General features: G+C 40.4%; 19 protein-coding genes. 9 read left to right on the top strand and 10 right to left on the bottom strand.

Annotation, left to right across the window (positions count from 1 at the left end):
* Nucleotides 1-17: 17 nt before the first annotated feature.
* Both flgF and BARBAKC583_RS05610 read right to left on the bottom strand, forming a co-directional pair.
* Nucleotides 18-752: a flagellar basal-body rod protein FlgF gene (gene flgF, locus BARBAKC583_RS05605; protein WP_005767784.1), complete on the bottom strand. Its 735-nt coding sequence runs from the start codon at nt 750-752 to the stop codon at nt 18-20.
* A gap of 58 nt (nt 753-810) precedes the next feature.
* A complete protein-coding gene (locus BARBAKC583_RS05610; protein WP_005767788.1) occupies nt 811-1,605 on the bottom strand; it encodes a DUF1217 domain-containing protein in 795 nt (264 codons plus the stop codon).
* A gap of 293 nt (nt 1,606-1,898) precedes the next feature.
* On the opposite strand from BARBAKC583_RS05610, the gene motA reads away from it, so the two are divergent.
* From motA to BARBAKC583_RS05645, 7 genes are all read left to right on the top strand, one after another.
* Nucleotides 1,899-2,774: a flagellar motor stator protein MotA gene (motA, locus tag BARBAKC583_RS05615; RefSeq protein ID WP_005767791.1), complete on the top strand. Its 876-nt coding sequence runs from the start codon at nt 1,899-1,901 to the stop codon at nt 2,772-2,774.
* Nucleotides 2,775-2,776: 2 nt separating this feature from the next.
* Entirely contained in the window at nt 2,777-3,748 is a 972-nt protein-coding gene (locus tag BARBAKC583_RS05620; RefSeq protein WP_005767793.1) for a FliM/FliN family flagellar motor switch protein, read from the top strand.
* On the top strand, nt 3,729-4,271 hold the full coding sequence (locus BARBAKC583_RS05625; protein WP_011807418.1) for a BAB2_0123 family type IV secretion system effector: 543 nt from the start codon (nt 3,729-3,731) through the stop codon (nt 4,269-4,271). The genes BARBAKC583_RS05620 and BARBAKC583_RS05625 overlap by 20 nt, the downstream gene beginning before the upstream one ends.
* Nucleotides 4,272-4,457: 186 nt before the next feature.
* Nucleotides 4,458-4,877: a flagellar motor switch protein FliN gene (fliN, locus tag BARBAKC583_RS07245; protein WP_011807419.1), complete on the top strand. Its 420-nt coding sequence runs from the start codon at nt 4,458-4,460 to the stop codon at nt 4,875-4,877.
* A gap of 29 nt (nt 4,878-4,906) precedes the next feature.
* The gene (locus BARBAKC583_RS05635; protein WP_005767802.1) at nt 4,907-5,995 is read left to right on the top strand and encodes a flagellar motor switch protein FliG; all 1,089 of its coding nucleotides are present in this window, start codon (nt 4,907-4,909) and stop codon (nt 5,993-5,995) included.
* Between the two features lie 162 nt (nt 5,996-6,157).
* The gene (flhB, locus tag BARBAKC583_RS05640; protein ID WP_005767804.1) at nt 6,158-7,228 is read left to right on the top strand and encodes a flagellar biosynthesis protein FlhB; all 1,071 of its coding nucleotides are present in this window, start codon (nt 6,158-6,160) and stop codon (nt 7,226-7,228) included.
* A 106-nt stretch (nt 7,229-7,334) separates the two neighbouring features.
* Nucleotides 7,335-7,817: a hypothetical protein gene (locus BARBAKC583_RS05645; RefSeq protein WP_005767806.1), complete on the top strand. Its 483-nt coding sequence runs from the start codon at nt 7,335-7,337 to the stop codon at nt 7,815-7,817.
* Between the two features lie 499 nt (nt 7,818-8,316).
* Here the strand turns inward: BARBAKC583_RS05645 and BARBAKC583_RS05650 are convergent, their stop codons facing one another.
* The 6 genes from BARBAKC583_RS05650 to flhA all read right to left on the bottom strand — a co-directional run bounded on the left by BARBAKC583_RS05650 (nt 8,317) and on the right by flhA (nt 13,664).
* Nucleotides 8,317-8,787, bottom strand: a complete 471-nt coding sequence (locus BARBAKC583_RS05650; protein ID WP_005767808.1) for a hypothetical protein — start codon at nt 8,785-8,787, stop codon at nt 8,317-8,319.
* Entirely contained in the window at nt 8,784-9,227 is a 444-nt protein-coding gene (locus BARBAKC583_RS05655; protein ID WP_005767810.1) for a hypothetical protein, read from the bottom strand. Before BARBAKC583_RS05655 ends, BARBAKC583_RS05650 begins: the two co-directional genes overlap by 4 nt.
* 111 nt (nt 9,228-9,338) lie before the next feature.
* Nucleotides 9,339-9,920 (bottom strand): rod-binding protein, encoded by a 582-nt coding sequence (locus BARBAKC583_RS05675; protein WP_005767811.1) that lies wholly within the window; start codon nt 9,918-9,920, stop codon nt 9,339-9,341.
* A gap of 457 nt (nt 9,921-10,377) precedes the next feature.
* A complete protein-coding gene (locus tag BARBAKC583_RS05680; RefSeq protein ID WP_005767813.1) occupies nt 10,378-10,764 on the bottom strand; it encodes a hypothetical protein in 387 nt (128 codons plus the stop codon).
* A 3-nt stretch (nt 10,765-10,767) separates the two neighbouring features.
* Entirely contained in the window at nt 10,768-11,565 is a 798-nt protein-coding gene (gene fliR, locus BARBAKC583_RS05685; protein ID WP_005767815.1) for a flagellar biosynthesis protein FliR, read from the bottom strand.
* 14 nt (nt 11,566-11,579) lie between these two features.
* Nucleotides 11,580-13,664, bottom strand: coding sequence for a flagellar biosynthesis protein FlhA (gene flhA, locus BARBAKC583_RS05690; RefSeq protein ID WP_005767817.1), 2,085 nt, complete (start codon nt 13,662-13,664; stop codon nt 11,580-11,582).
* A gap of 859 nt (nt 13,665-14,523) precedes the next feature.
* On the opposite strand from flhA, the gene BARBAKC583_RS05695 reads away from it, so the two are divergent.
* Complete coding sequence (locus tag BARBAKC583_RS05695; RefSeq protein WP_005767821.1) at nt 14,524-14,853, top strand: protein tyrosine phosphatase family protein; 330 nt, start codon at nt 14,524-14,526, stop codon at nt 14,851-14,853.
* Nucleotides 14,854-14,945: 92 nt separating this feature from the next.
* Nucleotides 14,946-15,113 (top strand): hypothetical protein, encoded by a 168-nt coding sequence (locus tag BARBAKC583_RS06995; protein ID WP_005767823.1) that lies wholly within the window; start codon nt 14,946-14,948, stop codon nt 15,111-15,113.
* Here BARBAKC583_RS06995 and BARBAKC583_RS05700 read toward each other — a convergent pair.
* Together BARBAKC583_RS05700 and BARBAKC583_RS05705 are read right to left on the bottom strand one after the other, a co-directional pair.
* Complete coding sequence (locus BARBAKC583_RS05700) at nt 15,097-16,089, bottom strand: bifunctional riboflavin kinase/FAD synthetase (protein ID WP_005767824.1); 993 nt, start codon at nt 16,087-16,089, stop codon at nt 15,097-15,099. The two genes, BARBAKC583_RS06995 and BARBAKC583_RS05700, sit on opposite strands and share 17 nt — an antisense overlap.
* Complete coding sequence (locus BARBAKC583_RS05705; protein ID WP_005767826.1) at nt 16,089-16,934, bottom strand: TIGR01459 family HAD-type hydrolase; 846 nt, start codon at nt 16,932-16,934, stop codon at nt 16,089-16,091. Before BARBAKC583_RS05705 ends, BARBAKC583_RS05700 begins: the two co-directional genes overlap by 1 nt.
* Nucleotides 16,935-17,518: the final 584 nt, after the last annotated feature.

Raw genomic sequence — 17,518 nt, forward strand, 5'->3', positions numbered from 1 at the left:
CTCTTGTGATCTATCACTTAAGCTTTCCCACCTAGAATTTGAATAGATTTAGAACGCATTTCTTCTTGCTGACGCAGCATTGCCTCAACCCGTTCAAAAGCGCGGCTCACTTCAATAAGGCGCGTCATTTCTGCTACCCCATTAACATTTGAGCTTTCAACATACCCTTGCATAACACCATCACCAGTGCCCCCCTCTATCTGAATCGCTGCTCTATCAGGAATAACAGAAGCATTGGGACCGTAGCGTAATTGAGTTCCTGGTTGGAATTGGTACAAACCAATTCTTCCTGCCAAAACATTTCCTTGATAAATACTCCCATCTGCACCAATACGCGGTGCGCCCCCCACAGGATTTAGCTGGATCGGTGCTCCCCCATCATCCAAAAAAGGCAACCCTGTCACCGAAACCAACATCCCTTCCGGGGTCATAGTCATCCGGCCATCACGGGTATAGACTACCCCAAAAGAGGCCTCCATAGAAAAGTAAGAATTACCTGTTGCAGCGACATCCAGTGCATTACCCGTTTGTTCTAAAGAGCCCCGCTCTGTCGAAATATATCCCTTCCCAGCGCTCGTAAAAAAAACGCGATCCCCCTGTTCTTGAGCAATGGGAGACACCAACGTGTCAAACTTCATACCACCAGCACGGAACCCTGGTGTATTCACATTCGCCATATTTTGTGCAATTGTTTCCATCCGCCGTGCTAAACTAATTTGGCCTGACACGCCAACATAAATCGGATTTTGCATAAACCTGACCCTTCTTTTTTCTAGTCAATAAAACTAGACCTCTCTCCCATTAATGAATCTAAAATCCACCCCGTTTTAGAGATTGGAGAGCCATCATTGTTTCATTTGAAAAAGCCAACCCGTTTGATGAATTTTGCAAAATCATTAAAGCAGGATTTATTTCTTCCTGATTCTTTGCATCATACAGAGCGGAAAATTGAGCAATAAAATGCTCTAATCTCTTAGGATCTTTTAAGTCCTTAAGTGACATACGTGATTCTAATAAAGATTTTTGCGCTTCAATCTTTGATAAACGCACATTTTCAGGAATGTCCAATGCTGTAAAAACAACAGCTGACAAAGCTTTATCGCCAAGAATTTGATAAGCCCAGTTTTTTTCTGAAAGAAGGCCGTCTCTCGCCATTCCCCCAACTGTGCGGGTAAAATACAAGGCTAAACGTGCTCCCTCATTGTCCTGCCCAACTTGCACTTCCAAAGTTTGCTGCATGTATTTGTTTACAGTTGCTGTTTGCGCACTATTTTGCTGAGTTGCTTTTTCACCATAAAGGTTAAAATTAAATGCCGCAGCAAATTGCTGATAACGTTGATCGCTTAACTGAGACGCATAACGAGGATCTAACAGAACCTTACGCATCATGCCTTTTGCATAAATCATGTCTTCCAGGCCGTGTGCCTGCATCGCGTAACGGTAAAGTTTATCATTGGCCAGAAATTCATCAACAGATTGAACACTTGCAATATTCCGGACATAATAATCTGTCTCACGCTTAACCTGTGGCTCTTTAAGAAGCCGATCAAGCGTTTTCTTCATATTGTCGATTGTACTTCTATAACTCGTATATGTACCAATCATAGCAGCCCCCCTTCCTGAATAGACTTTATATTAATAAAGCACAAAACTTACCCGAAACTGATGATAGTGCTCTCTCTTTAAAACAACAGCCCCCACTCAGCCTCTTGATATGTTTAAAAATTTAACAGTCTTAAGCTTTATTTCATAAATTCTTGTACATACCAATAATGCGCCAATGACGCACTTATAGCATAAAACAAGCGATGAGCGACAAATAATTCATCATGAAAGTGGTAAGGTTTACACAAGCATAGATATTTATTTTGCCAGAAAAATTAAAGGGGGGCATAGCATTGAGTGTTATTATTGGATTAATCATTACTTTAGGATGTATCCTTGGCGGTTATGTTGCCATGGGGGGACATCTTGATGTTTTAATGCAGCCGTGGGAATTTGTTATTATTGTCGGTTCCGCTATTGGAGCCTTCATCGTATCGACCCCTTTCCCCGTGATCAAAGATACACTCAAAGCAACAACAGAAGCCCTGACAGATGCTGTTCCAAAACAAAAAGATTTTTTAGCAACCCTAGGGTTGCTCTATACTCTCATGCGGGAAATGCGTTCAAAATCGCGTTCTGAAATGGAAAGCCATATCGACAATCCTAAAGAATCAACACTGTTTCAACAATATCCTTTAGTTTTAAAAGATGATTCTTTGACCAATTTCATTTGTGACTATTGCCGCCTGATTGTCATGGGGAATACACGCCCTTTCGAAATTGAAGCTTTAATGGATGAAGAAATTCACACAATTTCATCAGATTCTCAAAAACCGTATCAAGCTATGCAAAATATGGCCGATGCTCTTCCTGCTCTTGGAATTGTTGCTGCCGTTTTAGGTGTTATTAAAGCCATGGGTGCCATCACTGAACCGCCAGAAGTGTTAGGACACTTGATTGGAGCAGCTCTTGTTGGAACCTTTGCAGGAATCTTCTTTTCCTATAGTATTTTTGGTCCTATCGCGACAAAAATTAAAGCCGTGCGCAGTAAAAAAACACGCATTTACATTGTCGTGAAACAAACTCTCTTAGCCTATATGAATGGTGCTATACCACAAATAGCCTTAGAATATGGACGAAAAACCATCTCAGCAAAGGATCGCCCAACAATCGACGTCGTGGAACAACATGCAATTTCCGGCCACAGTGCTGAAAAAAAGGCGGATTGACCATGACCGAAACAACCGAACAACAAAAAAATCCTGAAACACAGGAAAATGAAGAAAAAAAACAAGATGTGTTAGCACAACATATCTTGCGGGCTGCTGGTCTATCGAGTGATGATCTTATGTCATTCCAATATATTTTTCGGGATGCCGCAAGCCATCTTTGCTCGCAGATCAATCATTATACACCATTAGAATTTACTATCGACGTAGTATCGCTCGATACACTCAAAATTGACAAAATTACCCAAACTATTGGAACAGATACACTCCTGATTGATTTTAGCTCTGATCGTTGGGGAAATGACGTCATCTTCGTTCTTGATTCTGTTTTGGTTGAGCTGATCACAGAAACATTTTTCGGCGCGACAGAACCAAAAATAATAAACCGTAATGGACGCCCTTTCAGCCCAACAGAATGTAGCATAAGCGAACATTTTGGCAAATTGCTTGCCAATGCCATGGATAGTGTCTTTGGTACGGGCGATAAATCACTGCTGATATTTACACAAACACGCAAGGCGCAAGAATTTAACACAGAAACATTTCATCAATCACAAATGTTTTCTTGTACGCTCTCCATCAAATGCGGAGAAGCAGAGGCACATTTAAATATTTTAATGCCCCGCAGTTGTCATCGCCCTATTCATGAGGCCATTACACGCGCTCTTCGTGCCCCTGAAAAACGTATGGACCCTCTATGGACAAAACGCTTAAGAAAAGAAGTCAGCCAAGCGCATGTGCAGATTGAAGCCTTTATGCAACAAGGATCAATGACCTTAAATGAATTATTAAATCTTAAAGTGGGTCAAGTCCTGCCTCTTCCAATCAATGCTGTTAAACAGGTCAAATTGCGCAGCGGTGACAAGTCTCTTTACAAGTGCTCCCTTGGTAAAATTGGCAAAAATTTTTCTATCCGAGTCACGGATCCCATCGATGAAGAAAAGGAAATGATTAATGAGCTGGTTCATGGTTAATATTGCCAGTGCACTTTTAGCACTAATTTCACTAAGTGTTTTTATTGTCATCGCACGAAAATTGGCGACAACCATTCAGATGGGGCGTGAACTTGCTGAGCAAGTCCACATTGGCACATCATGCCTTGATCGAGCAATCCTTGCTTTGCGTGAAGAGCATCAAGATTTCCGTGATGAAAATCGCAAAATGGATGCGCGTATTATCGAATCAACACGCATCCGGCGTGAGATTGACCGTTGCGTTGCGCATATGGAAGAGGTTCGCAACCAATTACAAAATGATTTTAATCTTCTTCGCAATCTACCAACCGTGAAAACACAGGAGCATGCCGCCACACTGAAAACAACACAAACTTACTCAAAACGGTCTATCCTTCCTAAAAAATTTCCGGTTTTTGTGCAACGTAGCGCACAGAAAGCGCTTCTTCATAACACTACACAACCTACTGATTCTAAAAATTTTCCAGTTTTTGTTCAGCGCAAAACACAGAAAGCCTCTCTTTATAGCAAAACACAATTTTAAACAAAACGCTCTCTGATAGCTTAATCCATGCCATCCTATGAGCCTATTTTACACGACAAGCCCATTCAACAAGCAAGGTTAAACGAATAAAATAATTATGGTGACAGAATGACAAATGACGTAAATCCGCCCAGCGGCGTTAAAGGGATCAACCCAACAACACCCTCCCGCCCGACATCATCGAGAATGGGGGAAGGTTCAACGGGAACACCAGGAGGTTTTGGTGCCGGCATACAAAGACCAGGGAGTGGGGCTTCTCAGGCAGCAACAGGCAGTTCTTCTGCTCTTGGTGCTGCAGCGGGGAGAACGGCTGCTGGCAATTTTGGGAGCAGCAAAACACAAGAAAATACCAATGACGCCTCCAATAATACAGAACTCGTTATGAGTATTCCTGTCGAGGTACAAATTGTTCTTGGTTCAACCACCATGCCCGTTGCCAATTTGATGAATTTAGGGCGTGGCTCTGTCATTACTCTCAATAAACAAATTGGTGATCCCATTGATATTGTCGTCAATGGCCGCATTATCGCGCGTGGTGAAGTCATTGTTCTCGAAGATGATTCTTCCCGTTTTGGGGTTAGTCTTACCGAAGTCATTGATAAATAATAAAATTCAAACAACGCGGAAGACAAATTATGACACAGGCAGACAGAGAAAAAATAGCAGAAGAGATCGATGCCGCATCAAACGATATAGCCTCCGAAAGTGATGCTCAAACCTCTTCTACACTTATCGATACACTTTCCGGACAACAAAAAGTTGCTGCGCTGCTTGTTGCTCTAGGGAAGCCTGCTGCCGCACGTCTTTTAAAACATTTTACACCCGATGATTTGCGCCATCTTAGTGGACAAGCCCATAGCTTGCCTAATATTTCTCTTGCTGATTTCGAAATTTTGGTTCGTCAATTTGAAGATGCCTTTGCAGAAGGCGCTTCTTTTTCTGAAGCCGGTTTACGCTTCGACAATCTAGTACAAGAAACATTACCAGAAGATGAGGCTGCTTTAATTTTTGACCCTTCAAAAGCACCAAAACCACCCGTTGAAAGCCTTTGGAATATTATCGCAAAAGCAAATATTGACGTAACACAAATGCATCTTGTGCAAGAACATCCACAGGTGATCAGCTATATTATTTCGCGTCTTCCTTCTGAAACAGCTGCAAAAATTCTCATGGCACAAAGCGCTACTGTACGCGCTGATCTCACCCGAAGACGATTGCATTTGCGTAACGTAGCCCCAGAAATGGAAACGATCCTTGATCAAGCGCTGCGACCTCTCTTTTTACAGGAGAACAGAGCAGGAGAACAAGCACATCACGGTCAGGTTGCCATTATTCTTAACGAGCTTGATAAAACCGATATTGATGAAATGTTAGCAAGTCTTCAAGATTTGGAACCAGAAGATCTGAAAAAAATTAAAGAAAAACTCTTTGTGTTTGATGATATTCCACGGTTAACAGAACGTGCGCGGTTACTGCTTTTTGATGGCATTGCAGCAGATGCGATCATTACTGCATTACAAGGAGCCGATGATCTTATGAAGGAGCTTATCTTGGCTTCTCTTTCACAAAGAACACGCCGCATGGTGGAAACAGAGCTGTCCTCAGAAAATCAATCGATTCAGCAAAGTGATATTCTCAATGCACGCCGTATAATTGCTCAAACGGCCATCAAATTATCAGAACAAGGAACGATTGACCTTTTAGGTCAAGAAGGAAAATCCTAAATGCTAAAAATGAACCTAATCTCAGGCGATCAACCAATCAGCAAAGTGCTCTTCTTAGTGCATACCGAACGATGGCTCAAACAGCCATCACAGTATCAAAACAAGGAATGGTCTATCTTCTAGGTCAAGAAGAAACATCCTCGAAAGACGGACTAAACCACCATGTCAGATGAAAAACCAGACAAAGAAAGTCAAACAGAAGAACCTACAGAACATAAAATTCACAAAGCAGAAGAAAAAGGTAATCTGCCCTTTTCGCGTGAATTACCTATTCTTGCTTCTCTTATGAGCTTTAGTCTCATTACCATTTTTGTTGCTTTTCCTGCCATGTCAAACTTGTCTCGTTTTTTAACTGAATGGCTTGAACGTCCAGAATCATGGCACATTAATACCGCAGAAGACGTTAAACATTTGATTTATTTAGTTGGTGGAAATCTAGGCTTAGCTTTAGCTGCTCTTTTAATTATTATCCCTCTGATTTCTATTGCTGCCTCTGCTATACAAAATGCACCGCGTATTGTTACAGAACGCATCAGCCCAAAATGGTCACGCATTTCACCTGCTAATGGATTTGGACGGATTTTTGGGAAAGCAGGATTTATTGAGTTTTTAAAATCACTTGTTAAACTCATCGGTGTCAGCATTATTGTTTACATTATGTTTTTCAAAAATAATACGATTTTCATCAATGCGCTCTTAACGGATGCACCGGCTTTACCAGAATATATCCGCCAAAAACTGGTTGATTTATCCCTGTCTTTTATCGTTGCCGTTGCTATTATTGCAGGATTTGACCTAGCGTGGTCACGCTTTTATTGGCGTCAACAATTGCGCATGACGAAACAAGAAGTTAAGGATGAATATAAGAACCTTGAAGGTAATCCCATGGTCAAATCAAGAATGCGCTCACTCGCACGAGATCGCATTCGCCGAAAAATGATCGCTAATGTGCCCACAGCAACCTTAATTGTTACAAACCCAACGCATTTTTCTGTTGCTCTGCGCTATAAGCCACCTCTTGATCATGCACCCGTTGTGATTGCGAAAGGACAAGATATTCTAGCACTCCATATACGCGAAATCGCTACCAAACATGATATCCCTATTATTGAAGATCAACCCTTAGCACGCGCACTTTACAAACAAGTCGAAGTCGACCAAACAATCCCACCTGAATTTTATGAAGGTGTTGCCGCTCTCATTCGATTTATTAATAGTCAAAAAATTCATTAAAAAAATTTCTATTTATCTACTTTCTTTTTAAAAATTTAACCTTAGCTCTGTAGAATCACCATGTTTATTTTAAAAATTTAACCTTAAACCGATATGTAGAGCAGCCATGAGCCAGTATAAAACTTTAAATACCTCAACGATATCAGGAGATAAAAAAACGAAAAAAGATTATATCACTGAAATTCGTGAAATGGTTTTGGCTAAACAGGTTGCACAATTTATTCCAGAATTACGGCTCATTGATGTGGGTGATTTCATTTCCTGTATTCATACAGAACGTTTTCATCATCTTTCTGAATTGATTGAAAGTGCTGCAGAATTGCGTTTTTACCCGAATACTATGCTCTTTGCTCAAAATGCCAGTTATGAATTAGATTGGGATACCACCCCAAACATATTACTGCATATGAAATTTTCAAATGACGGTGTGCAAGCTTTTTTCCAGCTCACCATGTCTGCAGAACAATTTGGTGTTGAAATCGATCATTGTATTTTTGACAACCCTGCAGATGAAGAAACCAATACCAGCACTTTTATGAATGCCTTAAATAATGCACGGATACAAAAACAAAGACCGCTCGCTCACTAAGCGTGCGCTTCCCTCGTATCACTCTCATATCCAATATATGTATTTAAAAAAAACATCCATACCCTAAAGAGTGCAAAAAAGCTCTTTTCTATGCAAGAATTCCTTTTATACACATAATGATCCAGAATCTTTACATAAGACGCAGACGCTCTTGCTTATAGGGAAAAGTTACCCTTTAATAAACAGGTTATAGATGCAAAATATCTCTGAAAACTAAGCGATAATAAGAAAAGACTTGTTCAACAACAACGTCTCTTAAAAAACTTAAGAAAAGCTCTGTGCGCTAAATACGGGAAAGCCCTTACCTTCTTGCAAAAGAAAAATATAGGTGCCCAATCCCTGTAGTGGTCCATATGGAAAAAGTGCCTATAGGAAAGCCTTACCCTCTTGCAAAGGCAGCACACATAGGTGTGCACACTCCCTCTTAAAAGCGATGCCCAATGCCCTATAAAAAAGTGCTCTTGAAAATTAAAACCGCTTCTTAAACAATAGGCCAACTTTAACCTGAACGTCTTGTCGCACCGCGTATTTTCTCAACCGAGATATAATTGAACTGTTTAACAAGCAAATCTTTCAAAATAGGATTTGAAAAACGCTGATTCACTTGATCCATGATCTGTTGTTTGACCATATCAAATTTAACTCTTTCGATCATGCGAACATTTGAATAGCTGCCCCAAAAATTTTGAAAGATCGCATCATGAATCAAAACACTTACAGGAACCACTATGTTTTGTGCTGCTTTTTTGTCAACAACATAGGTGAGCTGTGCAATCAGATACCCTTGTACAGATCCATCAACTAAGATCGGAATATTCATTATTTCCGTATCGCTAGAGCCAATTTCTTCACCCGTAGAAACTGGAGTTGTGGGAATGTTTGGATCTCTTTTATAGCTGTTAATGCCAAGCATCAAAGCCCCTAAAGAAACCAAGCAAACCCATAACCCCAGTGCGATCATCTTGATCATTTATGACGCCCAGCATTAACCAAAATTGGATCATAGGTTCCATCTGTATCTTCAGCACGTGCAGCCATCTGAACGATTTGCGAAAGCTCCCGAACAGCTTCTAAATGTGTTTGAAGCAATTCACTATTACGATGCAATTTAACCTGCAAATCGGAAAGCGCATTTGCAACCTCAGTTTCAACATTTGAGTCCATATACCGTGCAACATCTTTCATCGATTGATTAAGATCACGTAATCCACGTGTTTTACGCAAATTAACTTCTTCATAATCTGGTGTTCCATGGCTTTCAAGCATCATACTTTCATATTCAACGACTTCTACTAGCCCCTTAACAGCAGCCATAAATTTTGTAATCGCCCAATCACGACCAATCAGGTCATTATTCGGAATGTTTGCTTGAGATACAGTATTCTCATCATTATATTGCGCTACAGACACGATATTATTCCCCTTTTTTAATTTTCTTAGACAATATTTGTTATTATTCGTATTTAACTTTATTCCTAATAAGATAATGGATTATTTATATAATCATCACTACTTACAAAATTAACGATGTTGACGGACCAAATTAAGTTCATTTGCATGAACAATCACATCAGCAATCGTGCGATAGTCTTGCACCACAAGCGTTTGTTTAAGTTCTTTCTCGTGAGACAAATTTTCTTTCAACAAACCTTCTGTCTTTTTTTCTTGCTCAGAGGCTAACATCTGCGCAATGCCGATGCCACCGGACATTGCAAATTCTTTAGCCAATTGCTCAACCATCATAAATTTCCATATTTTCCCTGCTTGCCCTTTCCCAAAAACGGAGGGAAGATCCGTCGTAAACATATTTTCAATAAGAGTTTGTAACATAAAAGCTTCAAAATCTTTAAAAACTTCACTATTTTTGTCATTAATTGCTCTTGATTTTATATGAACTTGATGAACAACTTCTTTTGGTGGGACAAGATCAGAGCGCACTAAGTTAGCAAAATCTGCTTTCTCATTAACCGAAACTGAAGCAGAATCCGGCGTGCGCACAGCATTTTGCGCAATACGCAATTTCTCGATCGACGCATGATATTCAAGCGGATCGGCTGCACGTGCAACGTCAAGAACAATATCTGAAGGTGGCTGAATAGCCATAAATCCCTCCTTAGCGTAACAATTGGCCCTTCTTTGTGCTCATGATTGAACAACAACTGATGCCTTTTCTTCCAAGAATTTCTAAAAATTTCGGAAATTCTCGAAAGAAAGTGTAAATACTATTTTGGATATATAAAAAACCAAACTTACGTCAAACTGACCCTCAGCATGATTTGAATTCTTTTTTCAACACTCTATCAAAATTTGTCCATTGATATTTTTGCTGAGCATATCTTCTCTGGATATGCCTGCTCTGAGCATACTGGCTCTGAACATGCCTGCCCTAAAATTGCTTATACCAAGGCTCCACAATCGACAGTGCGCATCCTCTTATCACTCTCTTTGACCAATCTCATCACTCTAATTAATTTGTGCAATATGTGTTTGTACGAAAGAAGATTTTGCAACATTATTGGTTGCTTAACATGTCATCCCTTAAAGCCCAAAAGGCATTATATCACTTTGATATTCTGATGACTTTATCTGCAATGTGATCTTCTAGCATCATCTCAAAATCTTTACGATCTTCACGAGACTGAGCCTTTTTATACTTATCTTCTAACCGTTGTAAACGACTAGAAGCCTCACGCACAACCTGTCTCTGCTGGACAATTCTCTCTTGAAGATATTTTTCCATTCTGGCAATATGTTTTAAGCGCCGTGCTAAAAAATTGGCATCCCAAAAATGATTCTCTGATTCTTTTTCCATCAAAGAAAAAAGCACATACATCTCTTCTTCACAAAAAGACGCTTGTGTGTTCAAATTTTCCAATTCAACTTTATGATACGCATCCATAAGGCCTTGTATCTTAAGAAGTTTGCCATAACGTTTGCTTTTTTGCATGTTTTAAGGCCCTCTCCTCAGCCAGTCTTGTGACTCTAAACTGAAAAAATTCAAAATCTCCGGCATAATAAAGTAAAGCAAAAATAATCCCCCTGCGACCACAAAAGGCAGTGAAATAAAATATACAGGAATGTTGGGGGTTAATTTATTGACCAATCCAACAGCAATATTGACCAAAACCGCATAAACAATAAAAGGTGCAGCAATACGCAATGTCGTTAGAAAGGCCTTCGACAAAGCATCACGATAATCTATCAATGCAGCCTCTGGATTAGGAATAAAAACTGGCGATACCACATCATAAGAAGCCAAGAGACCGCGGATCGCAAACATGTGCAAATCGCTTGCAAAAAAAAGCATAACACCAACCAAAACCAGCAGATGCGCTATTTGAGTTTCTGGTGTTGAGTCAATCACATTATGGCCTGGTTGACCAGAATATCCCATCGACATGGCAATAATCGTCGCCATAAATTGCAAAGCCCACAGATAAACATGGGCAATAACCCCAAAAGTAACCCCAATCAGCATTTCAGAACATAAAGCACGCACAAATAAGGCAAAATCAGGTTTTTCGCCAAAATCCTTAAAAAAATCAGCCACCATAGGCAATATAATCAATGAAAAAGAAACCGCGATAAATAAACGTACCTGGACAGGAATACGAATACTTGAAACACCTGGCATCAACATCAAACAAGCCCCCACTCGCGCAAAAACAAGCATGGCAAGAAGAACCAACTGGTTCAAAGGTACAGAAGCCAATGGCGATATAAGTGAGGATAAGGATGTCAACGGCATCAACCCTTCTTCTTTTAAGAGAGGACTCCTAATGTTTTGACTTCAACACCACGAGCAATTTCTGCATGAGAAAGCACAGGCAATGTTGGGAAAAGACGCTCCATAATCATACGGACATAAGGCCGCGCTTGTGGCGATGTAATCAGGACAAAACGTATCGCTTTTTCCATATGCTGACGAATCATCACTGAGGCTTCCGTGCCAAATTTTTCAAGTTCCATCGGATCAAGATCAAATTCAACAATCTCACCCTTTGTATCGAATTTTAAAGCCTTCTGAAACGCCAGATCCCAACGGCTTCCCATCCGCAAAACATTCAACACACCACCGTCAGACAAATCACCACAAATTTGTTGCGATAAGCGTAACCGTACATGTTCAACAATCAGGTCAGAACGCCGAACATGGGGAGCAACTTCAGCAACTGCTTCCAAAATAAGATGCAGATTACGAATAGAAATGCGCTCAGACAAAAGAAGTTTCAAAACTGACTGTAACCCTGAATAAGAAAGATGCGCAGGGCAAATTTCTTCTAACAATTTACGATACTCGCCGCCCAAACGCTCTAGCATAATACGCATATCCCGATAAGAAAAGAGTTGCGCTAAATTATTGCGCAAAACCTCACTTAAATGGGTCAATAAGACAGAAAGATTATCAACGGCAATATAGCCTTCACGCACTAATTCTGAGCGGAATGTTTCTGAAGTTGAAAAGGCGCTCATACCAAAAGCGGGTTCTTTTACCTGTTCACCAGGAATATTAGGAATAGGCTTATTGCCTGGCATAATCAGCACATCACCGATACGCATTTCGTAAGAGGCCACTACTGTACCATGTAATTTGATCCAATAATTTTTTGCAGGAACGGTATAATCATCAGAAACTTGGATCTCTGGAATAACAAAACCATATTCTTGCGCAAATTTTCGACGCATTTTTGCAACGCGATTAGCCAATTCAACCTGCTGTGGCAGCAAACGTTGCGACAATTGTTTGCCCATAGCAATTTCAATTTGCAACATCTCAAGTGAGGCCTTAACCGATTGACCATCTTCCTGAGAAGCCCTTTGAGCTGCCTGTTGTTGCATAGCTTCTTGCGCAAGCGCTTCTTTTTGCAAGCGGCGTGGAATAGAATAGCCAATGGCAGCCATAATACACCCCAGCAAAATAAAGGGAAAGGCAGGCAAGCCCGGCATTAACCCCAGCATCAATAAAAGCATTGATGAAACAAAAAGAGCCTTAGGATACCCCCCTAATTGCCCTAAAACAGCTTTTTCAGCAGAACCACGCGTTCCCCCTTTTGAAACCAAAAGACCTGCGGCTAAAGACACAATCAATGCAGGGATCTGAGTAACCAAACCATCACCAACGGAAAGCTTTGTAAACACATCTGCCGCACCGGACAAGGTCATCCCATGGCGTGTTACACCGATAACAATGCCCCCAAAAATATTAACAGCTGTGATGATTAACCCAGCGATCGCATCACCACGCACAAATTTTGATGCCCCATCCATCGCCCCAAAAAAGGAGCTTTCTTCCTCTAGCTCTCGACGGCGACTCTGTGCTTCTTTTTCATCAATAAGACCCGATGAAAGATCCGCATCAATGGCCATTTGTTTACCTGGAATCGCATCCAGTGTAAAACGCGCACCCACCTCAGCAATACGCGTTGCCCCTTTGGTAATGACCAAAAAATTGACGATAATAACAATGGCAAAAACAACAAGACCAATGACAAAATCGCCCCCCATAACAAATTGCGAAAAACCGTGAATCACGTGCCCTGCTGCTTGATAGCCTTCATTCCCATGGGTCAAAATAACACGAGTTGTCGCGATATTAAGCGATAAACGTAACATGGTCGCAATCAACAAAACTGTTGGGAAAGCTGAAAAATCAAGCGGCCGCTGAATCCATAATGAAACCATTAAAATCAAAACAGAAAAAGCAATGGAAAAGGAAAGCCCTAAATCTAAAACAAAAGCAGGAACCGGTAAAAAGAGAACCGTCAGAATCACAATAATTCCTGCTGCAAACGCAACATCTCGACCAGAAAATTGATTCTGGCCTTCAACATTCAGATTATGCGGCACACATTTCTCCCTTAAATGGTTATTTTCAGCGCAATTAAATGGTTATCATCAGCGACAACAGCACAAGGAGAACCCTCTCCCTTTCTCCTTGTTTGATAGATTTATAAGTTATAGGTTTTTGGCCCCATTGATGACCTCAGTGATCATTATCTCAGTTTCTAAAATACGGAATGAATCTTGCGTGAAAATGATGTGTTGTTTTCACGCAAAAAGACGTATTTCTTCAAATTTCTTCAAAAAGCGGTGTTTCCTTACACAAAAGTAATCCCCCGCGAATAAATAAAAAATGCCTAATCTTCCCTCTCCCCATGGTGCGTAAACCTGCCTCTCATCTCTGCAATCAAGCAATATCTCATTTCTGCAATCAAGCAATAAAAGTCATTTTAAACTTGCCGAATGTTGGAGATCAGCATATATTACATCTTGTAACATTTTGTGAATCTTTACACAAAACAAGGGAAGGATGAAAGAAGCTTCTATGACAGACATAGTAAAAACAGCAGTGCTTTATTCAATGCTGATTATCGGCACTAATGCTATGATTGTTATTGCTATGATGACGGAAACACTCTGGTAACCGATTTACTCTATATGCTTTTATAAGCTGAGAAAGCACTTCAGTAAAAACACCCTATTGAAAATAGGCAGAGCGTCAGGCATAGAGTTGATAGAAATTTAGCAATAAAAAGATTTTTGGTGTATATTTTTTGTGCTTCTTTACCTTTTAGATCGCGTATAAATTTCTTCTAAATTTTAGAGTTGATAAATATCTCAACCTTCATCGTGCCTTGATAGGAGACATCTTTTCTTTGTGGGCAAAAAAGTATCACGCATTGTATCGTGAATAAGGATGAATAAAATGAAATTGCGGCAAATTGAAGATGACGTTTTCGTTAGTAACCAAATCGACATCACACATATGCAAACACTCGTAGATGCTGGCATTAAAACAATCATCTGCAATAGACCTGATAAAGAAGATCCGAATCAACCTGATTTTTCTACCATTCAAGAAGCAGCACAGCACCATGGCATACAAGCCTATTACGTTCCTGTTGTGCCCCCGACCATAGAACAGTCAAGCGTAGAGGCCATGCGCCAAATTTTAACAACAGCGTCTTATCCCATTCTTGCTTATTGTAACTACGGGATACGCTCTGTTCATCTTTATCATTTAGCGCGTCCTTAATTTTCGTTTTAACGGATCAGAAAGTAATTAACGATAAACTCCTTTATTGCAGCAAAGCTTATAAACTTATGCAAGCAGTAAAGGAAAAAACAATGATCCCCTCAGATCTTCAAACTCTTGATTCCTCCATCGCACAAAGAAAACGCCGCATCATCCGTGATATTGTGCAATATATTTTCGTTATTGTGATGAGTTTAAGCGCCCTTATTGCAGCTTTTTTGTCTTTTTCAGATCGTCTCAACATTAATTGGTATCTGTAAAAGTTAAACACTGATCTAAAGGGGAGAGGGGCTGCACATTCGTTATCACTTCTTTTGCTTCTCTTTCATCCCGTTGCATCTGAGCAATCAAAGGTTCTACTCCATCAAATTTTTCTTGCCCGCGCAAAAACCGTAAAAAAGAAACAGTACAGCTTTCACCATAAAATTCTTCCGCCAGATTAAATACATACGTTTCCAAGAGCACCTCCCCATTTTCTACAATAGTTGGGCGACATCCAAAACTGGCAACCCCATCATACAAAACACCATGTGCACGGCGCAAACGTACAGCATAAACACCATGCGCTAAAGTCGTTTGGTAAGGCAAGGCTTGATTGGCCGTTGGAAAACCCAAAAGGCGGCCAAGCTTTTCACCATGGATAATGTCTGAACGCACACGATAATGGTACCCCAATAAACACGCTGCTTGCTCTATTTGTTTTTGTGCTAAAAGTTGACGAATCAAACTAGAAGAAATCGTCTGCCCTGATGCGCTCCGCACAGAAGATACCTGAACAACCGCAAAACCCTCTTCTTTTCCTTTTTGCGATAAAAAGGAGACATTGCCGCTTTTATGACAACCAAATTGAAAATTATCCCCCGTCACCACAACAGAGACATCCAAATCTTGTTTTAAAATGGTAGTAACAAAGTCATCTGCTGAAAGAGAGGCAAATTGCGCATCAAAAGGCTGTTCAATCACACCATTAAATCCAAGAACTTTGAAAATTTCAGCCTTTTCAGCAGCCTCTGTTAAACGATAAACAGGCGTTGAATTTTGAAAAAAAACCCTTGGATGCGGTTCAAAAGTTAAAACAAGAGCTGGCTTATTTTGAGCCCGCGCTATTTCAAGAGCTTTCTGTAGCACTTGTTGATGACCCCGATGAACACCATCAAAATTTCCAATAGCCAACACAGCACCACGCAAAACGGAGGGAAGCATTGAATAGCTTTGAAGACGTAAAAAATCTGTCATTATTGAAGCGCCCACATAATTGCTTGTGGCTGATAACCGTGACGGTCAAAAAGAGAGGATAACGCATCTTTATCTATGACATTATTTTTTATATAATCATGACGATGAATACCACCGGCAATATAAAGTACATCAATGCCAAAATCGACAGCACCTTTCACATCCGTCAAAAGACCATCGCCAATCGCTAAAATCCGGCTTTTTTCTACTGTCCCGCGGAGATTTTGCAAAATCTTAAAAGCACAATCATAAATAGGGGGATGGGGTTTGCCAGCAAAATGCACTTTACCCCCTAAATTTTGATACAGACGAGCCAAGGCGCCTGCGCACCAGGCTTCCTGCTTCCCATAATAAACAACGATATCAGGATTGGCGCAAATAAAAGGCAAATTTCGTGCTTGCATACGCTGAAATAGCTCTTCATAATCTTGTGGTGTAAGCCCAACCTCTTCAAGAAAGCCAGTACACACCACCGCAGCAGCTTCCTCTTCTGCAACAAGTTCACGGTCTAACCCTGCCAACAAAACTAAATCATGTTGTGGACCAATGAAAAAAACCTTACGCGGTGCAGCACGAATAAGATCACGTGTAACATCACCCGAAGTGATGATGGCGTCATAACATTCAGCACTCACCTTCACACTGTGCAATTGAGTAATAATATCTTGCTGTATCCGGGGTGAATTGGTCAACAAAATGACAGTTTTTCCCATTTGTCGCATTGTTTTCAGCGCTTTCAGCGCTGGCTCAAACGCGCACACACCATCATGCAAAACGCCCCAAACATCACAAAATACAGCATCATAATCGGCTATCATAGGATCAATATGGGTCAGTTCTTTCATGCTACATCTCATCATATGTTGAGCTGTTTATGGGATCGTTTTCATGACCAAATTCTTGATCGCAACGCGTTTTATCGTAAGATCGTTTTTTTGTCATCTTCTTTCTCAAAATGTGGCCACTGCACTTTCGCAAGTTTTCACCCTAAAACACCGAGAGATCTCTTTATTTTATACGGCATCTCACCTGATTTTATATGGCATCTCACCTGGCTGCATTCTCTCTTTTTCCTGTTGACCCCTTCAACAAACCACCCCTGCCCATACGCCAAAATAGTTGACAGATATCATAAAGAGAAAACAAACAGCCTGCTTATAATATGTGAACTGCAGAAAAAAGAATAGGTGATTTTGTCTTACATCATCGCTTAATATTTTTTTGATAGGCTTGATATAAAATCAATCATTTTCTTATGCTTGCCCATGAAATGGCTATTGATGAATTGCAGCATTGATGCATTTCATTGACAGAGGGATCATCGCCATCGTAACATAGATATATTGTAACATCAGTGCATCGTAACATGGTACGCTTATCCTATCGATATTTTTATCATATCGGCACCCTTGTCACATAAGTGTCCCTT

It is taken from the genome of Bartonella bacilliformis KC583, from assembly GCF_000015445.1.
GTDB lineage: Bacteria > Pseudomonadota > Alphaproteobacteria > Rhizobiales > Rhizobiaceae > Bartonella > Bartonella bacilliformis.

Bases quoted from the DNA above. Each gene is read 5' to 3' on its own strand.
- BARBAKC583_RS05635 (WP_005767802.1), top strand. From the start codon at position 4,907: ATGACACAGGCAGACAGAGAAAAAATAGCAGAAGAGATCGATGCCGCA.
- BARBAKC583_RS05625 (WP_011807418.1), top strand. From the start codon at position 3,729: ATGAGCTGGTTCATGGTTAATATTGCCAGTGCACTTTTAGCACTAATT.
- BARBAKC583_RS05700 (WP_005767824.1), bottom strand. From the start codon at position 16,089: ATGACAGATTTTTTACGTCTTCAAAGCTATTCAATGCTTCCCTCCGTT.
- BARBAKC583_RS05680 (WP_005767813.1), bottom strand. From the start codon at position 10,764: ATGCAAAAAAGCAAACGTTATGGCAAACTTCTTAAGATACAAGGCCTT.
- BARBAKC583_RS05705 (WP_005767826.1), bottom strand. From the start codon at position 16,934: ATGAAAGAACTGACCCATATTGATCCTATGATAGCCGATTATGATGCT.
- BARBAKC583_RS05650 (WP_005767808.1), bottom strand. From the start codon at position 8,787: ATGATCAAGATGATCGCACTGGGGTTATGGGTTTGCTTGGTTTCTTTA.
- fliN (WP_011807419.1), top strand. From the start codon at position 4,458: ATGGGGGAAGGTTCAACGGGAACACCAGGAGGTTTTGGTGCCGGCATA.
- BARBAKC583_RS05695 (WP_005767821.1), top strand. From the start codon at position 14,524: ATGAAATTGCGGCAAATTGAAGATGACGTTTTCGTTAGTAACCAAATC.
- flhB (WP_005767804.1), top strand. From the start codon at position 6,158: ATGTCAGATGAAAAACCAGACAAAGAAAGTCAAACAGAAGAACCTACA.
- fliR (WP_005767815.1), bottom strand. From the start codon at position 11,565: ATGCCGTTGACATCCTTATCCTCACTTATATCGCCATTGGCTTCTGTA.
- BARBAKC583_RS05610 (WP_005767788.1), bottom strand. From the start codon at position 1,605: ATGATTGGTACATATACGAGTTATAGAAGTACAATCGACAATATGAAG.
- BARBAKC583_RS06995 (WP_005767823.1), top strand. From the start codon at position 14,946: ATGATCCCCTCAGATCTTCAAACTCTTGATTCCTCCATCGCACAAAGA.
- BARBAKC583_RS05620 (WP_005767793.1), top strand. From the start codon at position 2,777: ATGACCGAAACAACCGAACAACAAAAAAATCCTGAAACACAGGAAAAT.
- BARBAKC583_RS05645 (WP_005767806.1), top strand. From the start codon at position 7,335: ATGAGCCAGTATAAAACTTTAAATACCTCAACGATATCAGGAGATAAA.
- BARBAKC583_RS05675 (WP_005767811.1), bottom strand. From the start codon at position 9,920: ATGGCTATTCAGCCACCTTCAGATATTGTTCTTGACGTTGCACGTGCA.
- flgF (WP_005767784.1), bottom strand. From the start codon at position 752: ATGCAAAATCCGATTTATGTTGGCGTGTCAGGCCAAATTAGTTTAGCA.